Below are 16,464 nucleotides of genomic sequence, written 5' to 3' on the forward strand. Positions count from 1 at the left end.
AGCCGGAGATGGGTATAAGAGGCAGGGGTCGTTCCTCAACGCGTTCGCGCTGCGCATCGGTGAGCGGCTGCGCGCGGCCACCGACGCGGCGGATCAGGCGGCGGCCGGGACGGCCGGGGCGGAGCGGCTGTTGCCGGTGCTCGCCGAGCGCGGCGAGGCGGTCCAGGAACGGCTGGAGACGCTCTTTCCCGGTGTCACGCGGCACCGGCTCAGCGTCCGCGACGCCGAGGGCTGGTCGTCCGGCACCTCGGCCGCGGACCGGGCGTCGCTGGACGTCGGCGGCGGGCGAAAGCCCCGACAGGTGCCAGGCCGGCGCTGACCTCCCGGCGTGGGACCGCCGCCCGGAAGGTTTTCTGCGATTTTCTTCGGTACGCGGTAGGGAACGGGGCGACGGCTCCGACCCTCCGGTGAGCCGCGCCCCGACCGGGGCGCGACCAGGACGCGAGGAGCATCGCCGTGAAGTACATGCTGCTGATCTGGAACCGGCCCGGCTTCACCGAGGAGCTTTCCGAGCAGGACCGCACCGCCCTGTTCGGCGAGGTCGACGAGATCATGAAGGAGCTGACCGAGACCGGCGAACTGGTCGGCGGCCAGGCGTTGGCCAACCCGTCGCAGACGCGGACGGTCCGGCTCGCCGGCGGTCACCCGGAGGTCGTCGACGGGCCGTTCATGGAGAGCAAGGAACAGTTCGCCGGCTACCTGGCCGTGGACTGCGACAGCCCGGAGCGGGCCGCCGAGATCGCCGCCCGCTGGCCGGACGTGCGCTTCGGCGGCGCGATGGAGGTCCGGCCGATCATGGACGAGTCCGGAGCGGAGATGTGACCGACGACCGGACGGTCGAGGACCTGCTGCGCACGTTCGCGCCGCAGGTCCTCGGCCTGCTGGTCCGCCGGCACGGCCAGTTCGACAGGTGTGAGGACGCGGTCCAGGAGGCGTTGCTGGCCGCCGCGACACAGTGGCCCGAGCAGGGCGTACCGGACAGCCCCCGCGCCTGGTTGCTCACCGTGGCCACCCGCCGGCTCACCGACGAGTGGCGCAGCGAGAGCGCCCGCCGGGACCGCGAGGTCGCGGTGGCGCTGCGCGAGCCGGCGTACGTCCAGGTGGCGCCGCCGGCCGACGCGGAGCCGGCAGTGGCGGACGCCGACGACACCCTGACCCTGCTGTTCCTCTGCTGCCATCCGGCGCTGGCCGGATCCGCGCAGGTGGCGCTCACGCTGCGGGCGGTCGGCGGGCTCAGCACCGCCCAGATCGCCCGGGCACACCTCGTGCCCGAGGCGACGATGAGCCAACGCATCCGCCGGGCGAAGCAGCGGATCGAGGCGGCCGGCGCCCGCTTCGACATGCCGGCGCCGGGTGAACGGGAGGAGCGGCTGCGGACGGTGCTGCGCGTCCTCTATCTGATCTTCAACGAGGGGTACACGGCCTCCAGCGGGCCGGATCTGCGCCGGGCCGACCTGACCCGCGAGGCGATCCGGCTGACCCGCGTCCTGCACGGGCTGCTGCCCGACGACGGCGAGGTGGCCGGGCTGCTGGCGTTGATGCTGCTCACCGACGCGCACCGGGCGGCCCGGGTGGGCGCGGACGGGGAACTGGTGCCGCTGGCCGAGCAGGACCGCACCCGGTGGGACACGGCCGAGATCGCCGAGGGCGTCGCGCTGATCACCGAGGCGTTGACCTGGACGCCGCCCGGCCCGTACCAGCTCCAGGCGGCCATCGCGGCCGTGCACGCCGAGGCGCCGACGGCGGCGCAGACGGACTGGCGGCAGATCGCCGCGCTCTACCGGCTGCTGGCCCGGATCGCCCCGAACCCGATGGTCACCCTCAACCAGGCGGTGGCGGTGGCCATGGTGGACGGGCCGCGAGACGGGCTCGCGCTGCTCGCGTCACTGGACGCGGACGAGCGTACGGCGGGGCACCACCGGCTCGCCGCCGTCCGGGCGCACCTGCTGGAGCTGGCCGGGGAGCCCGACGCGGCGCGGGCGGCGTACCTGGCGGCGGCACGCGGCACCACGAGCCGGCCCGAGCAGCGCTACCTGGAACGGAGAGCCGCCCGACTGGCGGGCCAACGATGAGTGACGGGAGTCGAAGGAGCATGGGGATGGCGAGCAGTCAGCTGTCGATCTCGCCGGACGGGTACGTGGCGGGTCCCGCGCTGATCGGCGCCGCGCGCACGTGTGCGCGTTCGCCCTGCTTGCCGACCAGGCTGAGGAACTCGACGGGGCCGGCGCTGGTGGCGCCGAACCAGTGCGGGGTGCGGGTGTCGAACTCGGCGGCCTCGCCGGGCCGGAGAAGGAGGTTGTGGTCGCCGAGGACCAGGCGCAGCGTGCCGTTGAGGACGAAGACCCAGTCGTAGCCCTCGTGGGTGCGCAGGTCGGGTTCGCGGTCGTCCGGCCCGGCCGGGAGCACGAACTTGTACGCCTGGATACCGCCGGGCCGGCGGGTCAGCGGCAGGATGGTCGATCCGTCGCTGGAGGCGATGGGGCGCAGGTTGATGCGGGGGTCGCCGGTGGGCGGCGCGCCGACGAGGTCGTCGAGCGTCACGCCGTGGACACGGGCGAGCGGGAGGAGCTGTTCGAGTGTGGGGCGTCGCAGGCCCGCTTCGAGGCGGGAGAGGGTGCTGGCGGAGATTCCGGTCTGCTCGGCGAGGTCGGTGAGGGTGAGGCCGTGGCGGAGCCGGAGGTGCTTCAGTCTCGGGCCGACCGCGTCGAGCGTGCGGTCCGAATGCTCGTCCATGCAGCCATTTTGCCATTCGGCAAGAAGCTTTGCGGATCGGGTCCGATGCCGGTCACAGTCGCTCGTGACACGCGAAGGAGCAGCCAGATGACCGAGCAGCACGATTTCGACAGGGACTACTGGGAGCGACACTGGCAGCAGGCGCAGCACGGCCACTCACGGGCCTCCGGGGCGGGTCGCCCGCACCGGTACCTGGCCGGTGAGACCGCCGGCCTGACGCCCGGCACGGCCCTGGACGCCGGGTGCGGCACCGGCGCGGAGGCCGTCTGGCTCGCCGGGCACGGCTGGCAGGTCACCGCTGTCGACATCGCGTCCGCCGCCCTCGCCGTCGCCGCCGAACGCGCGACGGCCGGCGGGGTGTCCGAGCGGGTGCGGTGGGTGGAGGCGGACCTGACGACCTGGGATCCGGGGACACGGTTCGACCTGGTGACGACGCACTACGCGCACCCGGCGATGCCGCAACTGGCCTTCTACGACCGCATCTCCACGTGGGTTTCGCCAGGCGGAACCCTGCTGATCGTCGGGCACCTGCACGCTCCGGGAGCCACCGGGCACGGGCACCACCCGCCCGCCGAGGCATCGGTCACCCTCGCGGCCATCACCGCCGTCCTGGACAGCGCCACCTGGGAGATCACCACCTCCGAGGAGCACCACCGCACGGTCACCGGCCCGGCGGGCCAGGAGAACACGCTGCACGACGTCGTCGTACGCGCCACGCGGCGGCGCTGAGCCCTCCGCTGCCGGCCGTCGGGCGGACCTGACCACCCGACGGCCGGCGGCGCGGTCACACGTCCGGGTCGACGGCCGGGCAGTCGGCGCCCCGGGCGGGCACCACCTGATCGATCACATAGGCATCGACGGCCCGCGCCACGCACGGGCTGGTGGAGTAGCTGCCGTGCCCCCACCCGCGGTATGTGAGCAGCACGCCGTGCCCGCCCAACTGTCGCGCCACGTTCGTGGCCCAGTTGTACCCGCTCGCCGGGTCGTGCACGGTGGCGGCGATCAGCAGCGGCACATCGGTGCGCACCCGCAGGCGGTGCTGCGGATTGGCGACCGGCGTCGGCGCGCCCAGGCAGGTCACCAGGGCGAACACCGCCGTCGGGTACCGCAGGTCGGGTGCGAGCCGGGCTATCCGGCGCAGGTGCCCGGCGTACTCCCGGTAGTCCCGGACGGGCAGGCTCCAGTCCTGGCAGAGGACCGCGAAGGGGTACGGCGCCACGGCGTCGCCCGCCGACGGGACGACGCCCCGCGCGGCGGTCGGGGCGTCCATCCTGCCCAGCCACTCGGCCAGCCCCGGCCACCGCCACGTGTCGTAGAACTCCTTGTGGGTGAGCCGGGTCAGCTCGAACGGGGTCAGCACGACTCCGGGCCGTTCCGGGTCGGTCAGGTCGCCGCGTTCGGCCCGGGCGCGCAGCCCGGCCCAGACCGCCCGGAAGTCCCGCCCGTGCAGGGCGCAGGCGGTGGACCGGTCGCACCAGGCGACGAACTCGTCGAACGCGTTCTGCGAGGTGACGGCCTGGGTGTCGAGGAAGGCGCGGGTGCCGAGGCTGTGGTCCATGGCGGCCTCCAGCACCACGGCCCGGACCCGGTCGGGGAACAGCTCCGCGTACCGCTCGCCGAGCAGGGTGCCGTACGAGCTGCCGTGGAAGGTCAGGCGCCGCTCGCCGAGCGCGGCGCGGACCGCGTCGAGGTCACGGGCGGCGCTTGTGGTGTCCACGTGGTCGTACAGCGGGCCGGTGCGGGCCCGGCAGCCGGCGCGCAGCAGTGCGTTCCCGGCCAGTGTGGCGTCGAACTGGGCCTGGTCGGTCAGCAGTTGCGGCTGCCGGGCGAGCAGGTCTCGGGAGCAGACCACCGGGTGACTGCCGCCGGTGCCGCGCGGGTCGAAGCTGACGATGTCGAACCGGCGGCGCAGGTCGGCGCTGAACCGGGAAATGCCGTTCACCACCCGGTCCACCCCGCTGTCGCCCGGCCCGCCGGGGCCGAACACCAGGGAACCCTGCCGGACAGCCGGATCGGCGACCCGGCGGGCCAACGCCAGGTCGAAGCGCTCACCCCGGGGGCGGTGCCAGTCCACCGGCAGCGACAGGGTGCCGCACTCCGCGGTGGCGTCGGTCGGGCAGGGTCGCCAGTCGATCGCGGGTCGGGCGGTGGCCGGGCTCGCCGGGGTCAGGCCGGCGGCCGTGAGTGCCAGGGTCACGGCCCAGCCCACTGCGGATTTGCGTACGCGCAGCATGAGGTGCTGTCCTCTCCTCGAAGGAGCGTTACCTGTGAAACTCGCCCACGGGCGAGGTGATGCCTTCTTCCACCCGGGTCGTCGAGTAGCCGCTCGACGACCCGGGGTCTTCGTCGGGCGGTGTCAGTCGACCTCGCGCAGGACGCGTTCGAGGCTGGTCATCCGGGTCTCCATCCCGCCCAGTCGGCCGTCCAGCGCCGCGAGCAGGCGGGCGTTCTCCGCCTGCGCCTGGGCGGCGGTCTCGGCGATCCGGCGGTACTCGTCCGAGCGGGACGACTCGAAACGGGCCCGCCGGGTCTTGGCGAGCTGGACGACGCTCACCGCGAACACGGTGATCAGCAGGGCGAAGATGCCTACCGCGCCGACCACCTCGGTCCAGTCGTGCTCGCTCATGCCGGTCATCGCGCCGCTCCCGACTGCTCGGCCGAGTCGGGCACGGTGAGCGTCTCGACCGCCGCCGCGATGACCTCGGGGGTGAGTGTGAGCACGAACGGCTGCACCTCGTAGTAGTTCATGGCCTTCCCGTCCTCCGACAACTCCAGGCGGGCGGTGACCAGCCCGGCCGCCGCCAGCTTCCGTAGGTGGACCTGCAACAGCGCGCGGCTGATGCCCAGTTGCCGGGCCAGCCCGCTGACGTAGGCACGCTCGCGGGCCAGCGCGGCGACGACCCGCATCCGGTGCGGGTTGGCCAGGGTGGCCAGCACCCGGACCAGATCGTCGCCGGTCGGCGGCGAAACGCTGCTCATAACCAGCCCTTGCACATGCCAACAGAAGTTAGCAGGTATCGACGCCCGGCGGTGAGGACCGATTGCGGAATCAGGGGAACCTCAGGGTCACGGAGAGGACCGGACACACAGCACGCCGGGCCGGTGAATGATCACCGGCCCGGCGTGCGGATTACGTCGTACGTCAGCTCTTGAAGGCGTCCTTGATCTTCTCGCCGGCCTGCTTGAGCTTGGCCGTCGACTGGTCAGCACGACCCTCGGCCTCGAGCTGCTCGTTGTCGGTGGCGCGACCGGCGCCTTCCTTCAGCTTGCCGGCCGCGTCCTCGCTGGCATTGTTGATCTTGTCGTCGATACCCATGTGCCAACCTCCATTGCGAGCGTCGCTACGACCTCAGCAGTACCCCCGCCACCGCCGGCCCAACCATTACCGCCGTCACAGATCACCGGCGGCGGAGCGGAACCGGCGCAGCCGCAGGCTGTTCGCCACCACGAAGACCGAGGACAGCGCCATCGTCGCCCCGGCGATCATCGGGTTGAGCAGCCCGGCGGCGGCCAACGGCAGGGCCGCCACGTTGTAGCCGAACGCCCAGAACAGGTTGCCCCGGATGATGCCGAGCGTGCGCCGGGACAGTCGGATCGCGTCCACCGCCGCGTCCAGGTCACCCCGGACCAGGGTGAGGTCCGACGCCTCGATCGCCACGTCGGTGCCGGTACCCATGGCCAGTCCGAGGTCGGCCCGGGCCAGCGCCGGAGCGTCGTTCACCCCGTCACCGACCATCGCCACCGACCGGCCCTCGGCCTGGAGCCGCTTGACCACGTCGACCTTGCCGGCCGGCAGCACCTCGGCGATCACCTCGTCGATGCCCACCTCGGCGGCGACCGCGCGGGCCACTGTGGTGTTGTCCCCGGTCAACAGGATCGGAGTGAGCCCCAGGGCGCGCAGCCGGGCCACGGCCGCCCGGCTGGTCGGCCGGACCACGTCGGCGACCGCGAGGACGCCCCGGGCGCTGCCGTCCCAGGCGGCGAGGATCGCCGTCCGGCCGGCAGCCTCGGCGTCGCTGACGGCCCACTCGACCTCCGGCGGTACGTCGATGCCACGCTCGCGCAGCAGCCGGGGTCGACCGACCAGCACGGCCCGCCCGTCGACCGTGCCGGTCACGCCCAGCCCTTCGAGGTTGGCGAAGTCGGTGACCGGGGGGAGGGTGCCCGCCTCGGCGGCGCCCGCCGCGACCGCGCGGGCGATCGGGTGCTCGGAGGCGGTCTCCACCGCCCCGGCGAGCCGGAGCAGCTCGGCGCGATCCTCGCCGCTGGCCGGCACCACGTCCACCAGGGTCATCCGGCCGGTGGTCACGGTGCCGGTCTTGTCCAGCACGACGGTGTCCACCCGCCGAGTCGACTCCAACACCTCCGGCCCGTTGATCAGGACGCCGAGCTGGGCGCCCCGACCGGTGCCGACGAGCAGCGCGGTCGGCGTGGCCAGGCCCAGCGCGCACGGGCAGGCGATGATCAGCACGGCCACGGCGGCGGTGAATGCGGCAGTCGGGCCGGCGCCCGTCCCGAGCCACCAGCCGAGGGTGCCCACGGCCAGGGTGATGACGATCGGCACGAACACACCGGAGATCCGGTCGGCCAGCCGCTGCACGGCCGCCTTGCCGCTCTGGGCCTGCTCCACCAGATCGGCCATCCGAGCGAGCTGGGTGTCGCCGCCGACCCGGGTGGCGGTGACCACCAGCCGTCCGCCCGCGTTGATCGTGGCGCCGACCACGCCGTCTCCCGGGCCGACCTCGACCGGCACCGACTCGCCGGTCACCATGCTGGCGTCGACGGCCGAGGTGCCCTCGTCGACCACCCCGTCGGTGGCGATCTTCTCCCCGGGCCGGACCACGAACCGGTCGCCCACGACGAGCTGGTCCACAGGTATCCGGGTCTCCACGCCGTCGCGCAGCACCGCCACGTCCTTGGCGCCGAGTTCGAGAAGGGCGCGCAGGGCGGCGCCGGCGGTCCGCTTGGAACGCGCCTCGAAGTAGCGGCCGGCCAGGATGAACACGGTCACCCCGGCGGCCGCCTCCAGGTAGATGTTGCCGGCGCCGTCGGTGCGGGTGATGTCGAAACGGAACGGGTGCGTCATGCCGGGCATCCCGGCGTCGCCGAGGAAGAGCGCCCAGATCGACCACCCGAACGCCGCCAGGGTGCCGAGTGAGACAAGCGTGTCCATGGTCGCCGCGCCGTGCCGCAGGTTGGTCCAGGCCGCGCGGTGGAACGGCAGGCCACCCCAGACCACCACCGGGGCGGCCAGGGTCAGCGACAGCCACTGCCAGTAGTCGAACTGCCAGGCGGGGACCATGGCCAGCAGGACCACCGGCACGCTGAGCGCCACCGACACCCAGAGCCGGGTACGCGGGCCCTTGAGCGGGTCCACCGGCTCCTCGTTGCTGGCGGGCGGCGCCGGCAGCGCCGCCGTGTAACCGGTCTTCTGCACGGTGTCGATGAGGTCGTCCGGGGTGACGCCGTCGACGTAGCGGACGGTGGCCTTCTCGGTGGCGTAGTTGACTGTGGCGCTCACCCCGTCCATCCGGTTCAGCTTCTTCTCGATCCGGGCGGCGCAGGCGGCGCAGGTCATCCCCCCGATCGCCAACTCGATCCGGTTCGGCGCCTCGGGCAGCGGTGTGCTGGTGGTGGTCATCGTCTGGTCCCGTCAGTTGTGCCCGTGCCCGGGGGTGCCGTGCTCGGCCTCCCCGGTCGGCGCTGGTCCGCTCGGGCTGGGAGCGCCACCGGCCGTAACGGCGCCGGCGACGACTGTGAACTCGGCGGTGTGCACCGCCCCGCCGTGCCGGAAGTCGAGGTAGAGCCGGTAGGTGCCGGCCGACGGCACCTCGGCGAGGAAGGTCACGGCCGGGCCGGGGCGGGTGCGGCCGTCGCCGGGCGTCCCGTCCGGGTGCACGTGCAGGTACGCGAGGTCTCCCCGGCGCAGCGCCACCAGGTGCCCGTACGCGCCGAGGTAGGGCTCCAGGTCGGTGACCGGCTGCCCGTTCCGGCTGACCGTCAGGGTGAGCGGCGAGGTGCGGCCGGGCTGCGGCTCGCCGGCCAGGGTGACCGTGTAGCCGTCGACGCTGGTGCTGGTCGCCGGGGCGGGCAGGGGCCGCTCGGTCAGCTCCCCGGGGACGGTCACGTCCACCCCCAGGGTCAGCGGCTCGCCCCCGGTCGGGGTGAAGTCGGCGAAGGCCCGCCACTGCCCGGGACCGGCCAGGGGGCTGGCGACCCGCCAGGTGCCGTCCGGGGTCAGGTCGGGGTGGACGTGCCGGAAGCCGGAGAGGTCCCGTCGGGCCACGATCAGGTGCATCCGCTTGTCGTGTGCGACGTCGTAGCGGGTGACCGGACGGCCGTCCGGACCATCGATCGTGAAGGCGAACTCGCCGGCCGGGGCGGCGACCGGAGCGAGGGTGTAGCCACGGTCGGAGACGAGCAGGCCGCCGGGGAGCCGGTCGGCCGCCTCGTCGTGCTCCCCGGCCGGGTGGGCGGCGTCGCCGTCGTGCAGGATCTCGGCGGCGGGGGCGCCGGGGTCGACCACGCGACCGACCCCGTACGCCGTGCCGAAGACCGCCACGAGACCGAGGGCGAACCCGCCCAGTCGGGTCACCGTGTTCACGCCGGACCTCCGGATGAGCCGTCCACCAGTTCGTAGCCGGCCTCGTCGACGGCGGCCCGGACGGACGCCACGTCCAGCGGCTGGTCGCTGCTCACGGTGACCTGGCCGCTGGCGAGGTCGACCTGGACGTCGCGCACACCGTCGAGAGCGCCGACCTCGGCGCTTACCGCGCTGACGCAGTGCCCGCAGGTCATGCCCTGCACCTGGTACGTGGTGTTGACCATCAGACCGTCTCCTCCGCCTCGCTACCGGTACCCGGTGGGGGTATCCGTCAGGTTGGACCGTACCATACCCCCCAGGGGTAGGCTATCCTGGTCGGCATGACCACACCCACCCCGATCCGCGGGTACACCGCCAGCAAGGACCAGCTGCTCGCGCGGCTCCGCCGCGTCGAGGGGCAGGTCCGGGGCATCGAGAAGATGGTCGACGACGACCGCTACTGCATCGACGTGCTCACCCAGATCTCCGCGATCCAGGCCGCCCTCGACAAGGTGGCGCTGGGGCTGCTCGACGGCCACGCCCGGCACTGCATGCACGAGGGCGCGGCCGAGGGCCGGGCCGACGAGATGGCCACCGAGATGATGGCGGCCGTCGGCCGGCTGATGAAGCGCGGCTGAGGCCCTCAATCCGACTCCGGGTCGAGCCGTACCCGGCGCAGCAACTGGGCGTTGAGCGCCACCACGTTGTAGCCCGCCGCCCAGGCCAGGTTCTGCCGCATCTTGCGGTACGACGCCCGGGACAGCCGCACCACGGCGCCCACCCCCCGCGGGTCCGACGAGGCGAACACCACCCCGGCCGACTCGATCGCCACATCGGTGCCCGCGCCGATCGCGATGCCCACGTCGGCGCGGGCAAGCGCGGGCGCGTCATTCACTCCGTCACCGACCATCGCCACGGTCAAGCCCCGCCGCTGGAGCTCCACCACCCGGCCGTCCTTGTCCGCCGGCAGCACCTCGGCGAAGACCTCGTCAACGCCGGGACGGAAACCGAGTTCGGCGGCTACCGCCTCGGCCACCGGCCGCGTCCCCGGTGATCATGGCGATGGTCCGGACGCCCTCGGCACGCAGCTCGTCGACGGCCCCACCTGGCCTCCGGACGTACCTCAGTGTGCATGACTCCACGGTCCTGGGCCGTACGCCGCCACGCGGGCGGTTCGCGGACCCCGACACTCCGCCAGGACCTGCGTCCCTCGGCCGGGGTCGTTAGCATTCCGACGATGGCCCTCCGGATCCGCTGCGCAGTCCGGCACCGGTGCCGCCGAGACACGGCGGTGCTCCCGGCCGACCCCACCAGTCGTTCACCGTACGTGATCAAGCGATCGGCATCCCGCGATCCGCCGCGCCCGTCATCGCATTTCCGCGACGACGGTGAACCAACCGGCCCGCCGGCACGTACCCCGCACCGGATTCGTTGGGAGTCTCGCATTGGGTTCCGACCACAGCCGTTCCGTTCCGTCCGCCCCTCCCCGGGTACGGCGGATCCTCGTCGCGACCGTGGTACCCCTGTTCGTCGCCACGGTGCTCGCGGCCGTGGTGCTCTGGCCCCGGGGCGACTCGCCGCAGACCGGCGGCGGCGCGGACGTCCCGCGCTACCACGGCACCGTGACCCGCGTGGTGACCGAACCGTGCCCGCCCGCGCCGCAGACCCCGGAGGGCACACCGGATGCCGGAGACGGGCCGTGCGGCACGGTGGACGTCCGGGTGCAGGACGGGCCGAGCGCCGGGCAGCAGGTCCAGACACCGGTGCCGGACGGCCCCGGGGCGCCCCGGGTCGACGTCGGCGACGAGGTGATCCTGGTCGAGCTGACCGACCCCGCCGATCCCAGCGCCAGCAACTGGAACATCGCCGAACACCAGCGCGGCACGCCGCTGGTGTGGCTGGCGGTGGTCTTCGCCGCCGCGATCGTCGCGTTCGGCCGGTGGCGTGGCCTGGCCGCGCTCGCCGGGCTGGCCGCCAGCTTCGCCATCCTGCTCGCCTTCGTGCTGCCGGGCATCGCCGCCGGCAGGTCACCGCTGGTCGTGGCGGTGGTCGGCGCAGCCCTGATCATGTTCGTGGTGCTCTACCTGACGCACGGGGTGACCGCGCAGACCTCGGTCGCGGTGCTCGGCACCCTGGGCAGCCTGGTGCTCACCGGCGTGTTGGCCACCATCGCCACCGCCGCCACCCACCTCACCGGTTTCGGCAGCGAGGACGCCACCACACTGTCGATGTTCCAGGCCGACGTGGACCTGCACGGCCTGCTGCTCGCCGGGATCATCATCGGTTCGCTCGGGGTGCTCGACGACGTGACGGTCACCCAGGCGGCCACCGTTACGGAACTGGCGAACGCCAACCCGGGGCTGACCCGGTTGCAGCTCTACCGGGCGGCCACCCGGGTCGGCCGGGCGCACATCGCCTCCACGGTCAACACCATCGTGCTGGCGTACGCGGGCGCCTCGCTGCCGTTGCTGCTCCTGCTCACCGCCGACACGCGCCCCCTCGGACAGATCCTCACCAGCGAGTTCCTGGCGCAGGAGATCGTCCGCAGCGCCGTGGCCACCCTCGGTCTCATCGCCGCCGTACCGCTGACCACCGGGCTGGCCGCCGTGGTGACGGCCGCCGGCCGGTCGACCGCCGAGCCGGCCGACGACGTCCCCGCCCCCCGACCTCAGCCGGACCGGGCGGAGGCCCTGGCCGCACTGAGCTCCCCGCGAGCGGGCCCATTGAACGGACCGGACCCGACGCGGACGACACCCCCACCCACCGCCACCGACGGGTGGCCAGAGCCGAACAGGAGCACGGATACGGCATGGTGACACTCCTCAGCGTGACCAGATCGGGCATCCGGCCTGAGAACCGCATCACTGGTCACTCAACGCCATGGCGAAATGACGCTTTTAGTCGGCATCGGGACGTAGCTCAGCGGGTCGACTCTCGGGTAACCTCGCTGCCGGTCACCGCCGAAGGCGCGAATCGGCGCCTGCGGTGCCACCGCCCAATCGCCAACCGGCGAGCCGGGAACCCAGGTACGTGGGGTGAATCCGCGTCAGCGGTAGGGGCCACTTCCGCCCCGAACCCGTCAGCTAACCCGGTCGGCGGTCGACGGAAGGGAACATCGTGACGGCACCCCTACGCCGCTGGTTGACACCCGTGGTGGCCGTGATCGCCGCAGTGACCGTGCTCGCCGGACCCCTCCCGGCGCACGCCGCCCCGACGACGCCGACGCCGTCCGGGCACGAGGAGGACGGCGAGCCGAAGCTGCTCAACGACGTCATCGAGAAGACCAACCGGGACTACGTGGCGGCCAAGTCGCAGCTGGACAAGTCCAAGAAGCGGCAGGCGGAGCTGGCGGCGGAGGTGGAGCGCGCGAAGGCCGACCTGGACGCCCTGGCCCCGCAGGTCAGTCAGATCGCCGCCCAGTCGTACCGGACCGGCCGGATCGGGGCGATCGCGATGCTGCTGGAGAGCGACGCCCCCGACTCGTTCGTCCGGCGGGCAGCCGCGCTCGACGAGATGAACATGGTCAACGAGAAGAAGCTCTCCGAGGTCAACGCGGTGAAGGCCCGCGCCGAACAGGCGAAGCTGGCCCTCGACGCGGAGGTGCGGGAGCAGCAGAAGCAGACCGCCCTGATGGCGAAGGAGAAGCGCGACGCGGACAAGGCCCTCGCCCTCGTCGGCGGGAAGGGCTTCACCGGCGGCCTGGTGGACGCCACGTCGCCGGTCGCCCGGATCGGCCCGGGGCGCACCGCCGACGGCGACTGGAAGCCGCAGTCGTGCAGCGAGGACGACCCGACCACGTCCGGCTGCGTCACGCCCCGCACGCTGCACGCGTACAAGGAGGTCAAGCGGGCCGGCTTCAACCGGTTCGTCGGCTGCTACCGCTCCGGCGGGCCGTGGGAGCACCCGAAGGGCCGCGCCTGTGACTGGTCGTTGCAGAAGAGCGGCTTCAGCCCGTGGCACAACGAGGACACCCGGACGTACGGCAACAACGTCGCCGCGTTCCTCATCCGCAACGCCGACCGCCTCGGCATCTACTACGTGATCTGGAACCGGCAGATCTGGTTCCCGGCGACCGGCTGGAAGTCGTACAGCGGGCCGTCGAACCACACCGACCACGTCCACATGTCGCTGCTCTGACCCGCCCGCTCACGTGATCGAGGGCCGTCCCGCATCGCGGGGCGGCCCTCGTCGCGTCAGGCGGCGGCGGGTGTCGACGGCCCGTCGGATACGCCGAGCGAGGCGACGTCTGCCGGAACGGCAGCGACCGGGCGCACCACACCGGCGGCGAGCCGGTACGACACACCCACCACCGCGCACCGCCCCCGCGTCACCGCGTCGGCCAGCACGGACGACTGCTCCAGCAACGCCTCGACGGTCTGTGCGATGTGGATGTCGACGATGCCGTCGATGTCCTCGACACCGTCGGCGGCGGCTCGACGGAGGCTGGGCAGCACGGCGTCCACCACGGCCCCCAGGTGCCCCTCGGGTGCCACGCCGGTGGCGGCGACCTCCCGGGCCGCCTGGACCGCGCCGCACGAGTCGTGGCCCAGCACCACCACCAGCGGGGTGCCGAGCACGGTCACCGCGTACTCCACGCTGCCCAGCACCTCCGGGCCGGTCGTGTGCCCGGCCGTGCGGACCACGAACAGGTCACCCAGCCCCCGGTCGAAGATGATCTCGGCGGCGAGCCGGGAGTCGGAGCAGCCGACGATCACCGCGAACGGGTGCTGCCCGTCGGCCACCGCGGCCCGGTGCCCGGCGTCCTGGTTGGGGTGGCGCGGGGAGCCGCTGACGAAGCGCCGGTTGCCAGCGGTCAGCTCGGCGTACGCCCGGGCCGGCTCGGTGATCGTCGACGACTGGTCGGTGCTCCGCTGCGGACCCGGCTGCCCGCCGGATGCTCCGGGAAGGCTCATCCCCGCACCTCGTTTCCACGCATCTGACCTGGTCAGCCGGCTGTTCGGCCGGCCGGTGGCGGGCGCTGGCCCGCTCCACCGTCACACGCACCACAAGATGCGTCAAGGTATGCGTGATATAGATTTCATACGTTGAGGGCCAGGGTCCCTCCCGCGACGACGCCCCGGAGAAAGGGCCGACGAGCCTCGATGGCAGGGTGACGGGCGGGACGGACAACCGGAGAGGCGGTCCCACGATGACGGGCACGGCGACGGGTGCGACCGGGGGCGGGCGGAACTGGACGTTCCTCACCAACCACGGACACGTTCTGCTGGCCATCGCCCGCGATCCCACCGCCCGGCTGCGCGACGTCGCCGCGGAGGTCGGGGTGACCGAACGGGCCGCGCAGGCGATCGTCGCCGACCTGGAGGCGGAGGGCTACCTGCACCGCACCCGGGTCGGCCGGCGAAACGAGTACACCCTCAACCCGTCCGGCCGGTTCCGGCACCCCGCCGAGGCGTACCGGCAGGTCGGCGATCTGCTCGCGCTCTTCGCCGACGCACCGCCCGCCGACGCCACCCGCCCGTCCTGACCGCCGCCGCCGGGCCGCTGCCCGGCGCACCACAGCGGTAATCTCTGCGGGTGCGCGAAAGCCTGCCGATGAGCGCGACCGAGCCGCCCCACCGTCCGGGGCGCGCCGTCCGTGGCGTCCTCTGTGGAGCGCTGGCGGCCCTGGTCGGCGCCACAGTGGTGGTGCCCACCCCGGCAGCCGCGGCACCGCCCACGTGCGGCCCCGTCGGCGAACCGGGCCTGACCGAGATGCCGTGGGGGCTGCGCCGGCTGGAGCCGTCCTCGGCCTGGCCGCTGTCCCGGGGCGGCGGAGTGACGGTGGCCGTCATCGACTCCGGGGTTTCGGCCATCCACCCGGCGCTCAAGGGCCAGGTGCTCGAAGGGCGCGACTTCAACAACCTCCCCGCCAACAAGGGGCAGTGCGACCTGGTCGGCCACGGCACGATGATCGCCGGCATCATCGCCGGCCGGGAGGGCACCGGCGTACCGTTCAGCGGCATCGCCCCCGCCGCCCGCATCCTGCCCGTCCGGGTGCTTCCGGACCTCAAGGGCACCAACGACGAGGCGCTGCCCGGCCAGGTCGCCGCCGCCATCGACTGGGCCGTCGACCAGGGTGCGGACGTCATCAACATGTCCCTGACGACACTGCCCCGCCCCGAGTTGGAACGAGCCGTCGAGCGGGCGCTGGCCAAGCGGGTGGTGCTCGTCGCCGCCGCCGGCAACCGGCAGGAGAACCAGCAGGACCGGCCCGGCTACCCGGCCGCCTACCCCGGCGTCATCGCCGTCGGCGGCGTGGACGAGCAGGGCGGGCACGTGGGCACGTCGGTCAGCGGCTCCTACGTGGACATCGCCGCGCCGGGGCTGAACATCGTCGGCCCGGCACCCGGCGGGTCCGGCTACCGCGCCGAGCCCAACGGCGGCACCAGCTACGCCGCCGCGTACGTCTCGGGGACGGCCGCGCTGGTCCGGGCCGCGTACCCGGACCTCGACCCGCAGGAGATCGCCGATCGGCTGGAACGGACGGCCGACAACCCGCCGGACGGGCACGACGCCGACGTCGGCTACGGGGTGGTCAGCCCGTACCGCGCGGTGTCGAGCCTGCTCGGCACCCGCACCGACCCGCCTGCCGGGGCGCTGCCGGCGCCCACCCCGCAGGACGACCCGCTGAGCGCGCAACGCACGGCCGCGCTGTGGGCCGCCGCCATCGGCGCCCTGCTCGTCGTGCTGCTGCTGATCGCACGACCGGTGCTGGCCCGAGGCCGTCGCCGCGGCTGGCGACCCGGCCGGCGTACGGATTCACCAGTCACCGGCTGAGTCGACCCCGGTGTGTGGGGCCGCCCAACGCACTGCGGCTCCGACCCGGGTCGAACCCGAATCGGAGCCGCGGCGGAGACTGCGTCAGCTCCACACCTTGGAGTTGCTCATCTCGGTGGAGACGTAGTTCTCGCGGGCGATCCCCACCGCGCCACCGATCTCGTTGAGGATCCGGTTGATGTCCCGGACCGCCGTGTCCCACTTGGCCTGGTGCTGCTCGTAGGCCACCCGGTCCTCGCCGTCCCAGTGCAGCTTGGACAGCATCGACCGCAGCGTGTCGAGCTTCTCGTCGATGGTCTTCGAGATCGCCTGCATCTGCTGGTTGCTGCTCTCGAGGACCGCGTAGTCAACCTTGATCGTCACGATTTCCT

General features: G+C 73.0%; 18 protein-coding genes, 2 pseudogenes and 1 riboswitch. Of the genes and pseudogenes, 9 read left to right on the top strand and 11 right to left on the bottom strand.

Translation table 11 applies throughout. The features are described 5' to 3' along the window. The 3 genes and pseudogenes from FHG89_RS09380 to FHG89_RS09390 form a co-directional block, all read left to right on the top strand. A pseudogene (locus FHG89_RS09380) lies at positions 1–319 on the top strand (DUF2786 domain-containing protein); the annotation flags it as partial. Positions 320–465: 146 nt separating this feature from the next. After that, the gene (locus FHG89_RS09385) at positions 466–822 is read left to right on the top strand and encodes a YciI family protein (RefSeq protein ID WP_244295308.1); all 357 of its coding nucleotides are present in this window, start codon (positions 466–468) and stop codon (positions 820–822) included. Continuing rightward, on the top strand, positions 819–2,072 hold the full coding sequence (locus FHG89_RS09390) for an RNA polymerase sigma factor (RefSeq protein WP_139583982.1): 1,254 nt from the start codon (positions 819–821) through the stop codon (positions 2,070–2,072). The genes FHG89_RS09385 and FHG89_RS09390 overlap by 4 nt, the downstream gene beginning before the upstream one ends. A 37-nt stretch (positions 2,073–2,109) precedes the next feature. Here the strand turns inward: FHG89_RS09390 and FHG89_RS09395 are convergent, their stop codons facing one another. Continuing rightward, positions 2,110–2,733, bottom strand: a complete 624-nt coding sequence (locus FHG89_RS09395) for a helix-turn-helix domain-containing protein (RefSeq protein WP_139583983.1) — start codon at positions 2,731–2,733, stop codon at positions 2,110–2,112. An 87-nt stretch (positions 2,734–2,820) separates the two neighbouring features. Here FHG89_RS09395 and FHG89_RS09400 point away from each other — a divergent pair, with 87 nt between their 5' ends. After that, positions 2,821–3,462, top strand: coding sequence for a class I SAM-dependent methyltransferase (locus FHG89_RS09400; protein WP_139583984.1), 642 nt, complete (start codon positions 2,821–2,823; stop codon positions 3,460–3,462). Between the two features lie 55 nt (positions 3,463–3,517). Here FHG89_RS09400 and FHG89_RS09405 read toward each other — a convergent pair whose 3' ends face one another. From FHG89_RS09405 to FHG89_RS09435, 7 genes are all read right to left on the bottom strand, one after another. Further along, positions 3,518–4,966: an alpha/beta hydrolase gene (locus FHG89_RS09405; RefSeq protein ID WP_139583985.1), complete on the bottom strand. Its 1,449-nt coding sequence runs from the start codon at positions 4,964–4,966 to the stop codon at positions 3,518–3,520. Positions 4,967–5,089: 123 nt separating this feature from the next. Beyond that, on the bottom strand, positions 5,090–5,368 hold the full coding sequence (locus FHG89_RS09410) for a hypothetical protein (RefSeq protein WP_139583986.1): 279 nt from the start codon (positions 5,366–5,368) through the stop codon (positions 5,090–5,092). Next, a complete protein-coding gene (locus FHG89_RS09415) occupies positions 5,365–5,712 on the bottom strand; it encodes an ArsR/SmtB family transcription factor (RefSeq protein ID WP_139583987.1) in 348 nt (115 codons plus the stop codon). Before FHG89_RS09415 ends, FHG89_RS09410 begins: the two co-directional genes overlap by 4 nt. Positions 5,713–5,875: 163 nt before the next feature. Continuing rightward, a complete protein-coding gene (locus FHG89_RS09420; RefSeq protein WP_139583988.1) occupies positions 5,876–6,049 on the bottom strand; it encodes a CsbD family protein in 174 nt (57 codons plus the stop codon). A 75-nt stretch (positions 6,050–6,124) separates the two neighbouring features. Then, positions 6,125–8,374 (bottom strand): heavy metal translocating P-type ATPase, encoded by a 2,250-nt coding sequence (locus FHG89_RS09425; RefSeq protein ID WP_139583989.1) that lies wholly within the window; start codon positions 8,372–8,374, stop codon positions 6,125–6,127. A gap of 12 nt (positions 8,375–8,386) precedes the next feature. Further along, entirely contained in the window at positions 8,387–9,337 is a 951-nt protein-coding gene (locus FHG89_RS09430) for a hypothetical protein (RefSeq protein WP_139583990.1), read from the bottom strand. After that, positions 9,334–9,561, bottom strand: coding sequence for a heavy-metal-associated domain-containing protein (locus FHG89_RS09435; protein WP_139583991.1), 228 nt, complete (start codon positions 9,559–9,561; stop codon positions 9,334–9,336). The genes FHG89_RS09430 and FHG89_RS09435 overlap by 4 nt, the downstream gene beginning before the upstream one ends. Before the next feature lie 96 nt (positions 9,562–9,657). Here FHG89_RS09435 and FHG89_RS09440 point away from each other — a divergent pair, with 96 nt between their 5' ends. Next, entirely contained in the window at positions 9,658–9,954 is a 297-nt protein-coding gene (locus FHG89_RS09440; RefSeq protein WP_139583992.1) for a metal-sensitive transcriptional regulator, read from the top strand. 5 nt (positions 9,955–9,959) lie between these two features. On the opposite strand, the pseudogene FHG89_RS34100 reads toward FHG89_RS09440, so the two are convergent. Beyond that, positions 9,960–10,450, bottom strand: a pseudogene (locus FHG89_RS34100) (HAD-IC family P-type ATPase); the annotation flags it as partial. 311 nt (positions 10,451–10,761) lie between these two features. Between FHG89_RS34100 and FHG89_RS09450 the strand changes: the two are divergent. Continuing rightward, on the top strand, positions 10,762–12,132 hold the full coding sequence (locus FHG89_RS09450; protein ID WP_139583993.1) for a YibE/F family protein: 1,371 nt from the start codon (positions 10,762–10,764) through the stop codon (positions 12,130–12,132). Positions 12,133–12,298: 166 nt separating this feature from the next. After that, positions 12,299–12,429, top strand: a riboswitch (cyclic di-AMP (ydaO/yuaA leader). Between the two features lie 4 nt (positions 12,430–12,433). After that, positions 12,434–13,453, top strand: coding sequence for a coiled-coil domain-containing protein (locus FHG89_RS09455; RefSeq protein WP_139583994.1), 1,020 nt, complete (start codon positions 12,434–12,436; stop codon positions 13,451–13,453). A 56-nt stretch (positions 13,454–13,509) separates the two neighbouring features. Here FHG89_RS09455 and FHG89_RS09460 read toward each other — a convergent pair whose 3' ends face one another. Beyond that, a complete protein-coding gene (locus tag FHG89_RS09460) occupies positions 13,510–14,229 on the bottom strand; it encodes a carbonic anhydrase (RefSeq protein ID WP_139583995.1) in 720 nt (239 codons plus the stop codon). Between the two features lie 236 nt (positions 14,230–14,465). On the opposite strand from FHG89_RS09460, the gene FHG89_RS09465 reads away from it, so the two are divergent. Further along, entirely contained in the window at positions 14,466–14,801 is a 336-nt protein-coding gene (locus FHG89_RS09465) for a helix-turn-helix transcriptional regulator (protein WP_139583996.1), read from the top strand. Between the two features lie 50 nt (positions 14,802–14,851). After that, positions 14,852–16,093 carry a type VII secretion-associated serine protease mycosin gene (mycP, locus tag FHG89_RS09470; RefSeq protein WP_244295299.1) on the top strand — a complete coding sequence of 414 codons (1,242 nt, stop codon included), beginning with the start codon at positions 14,852–14,854 and terminating at the stop codon, positions 16,091–16,093. Between the two features lie 84 nt (positions 16,094–16,177). Here the strand turns inward: mycP and FHG89_RS09475 are convergent, their stop codons facing one another. Next, on the bottom strand, positions 16,178–16,456 hold the full coding sequence (locus FHG89_RS09475; RefSeq protein ID WP_139583997.1) for a WXG100 family type VII secretion target: 279 nt from the start codon (positions 16,454–16,456) through the stop codon (positions 16,178–16,180). Positions 16,457–16,464 lie beyond the last annotated feature (8 nt).

It is taken from the genome of Micromonospora orduensis (genome assembly GCF_006228125.1).
In the GTDB taxonomy this organism is placed as follows: domain Bacteria; phylum Actinomycetota; class Actinomycetes; order Mycobacteriales; family Micromonosporaceae; genus Micromonospora; species Micromonospora orduensis.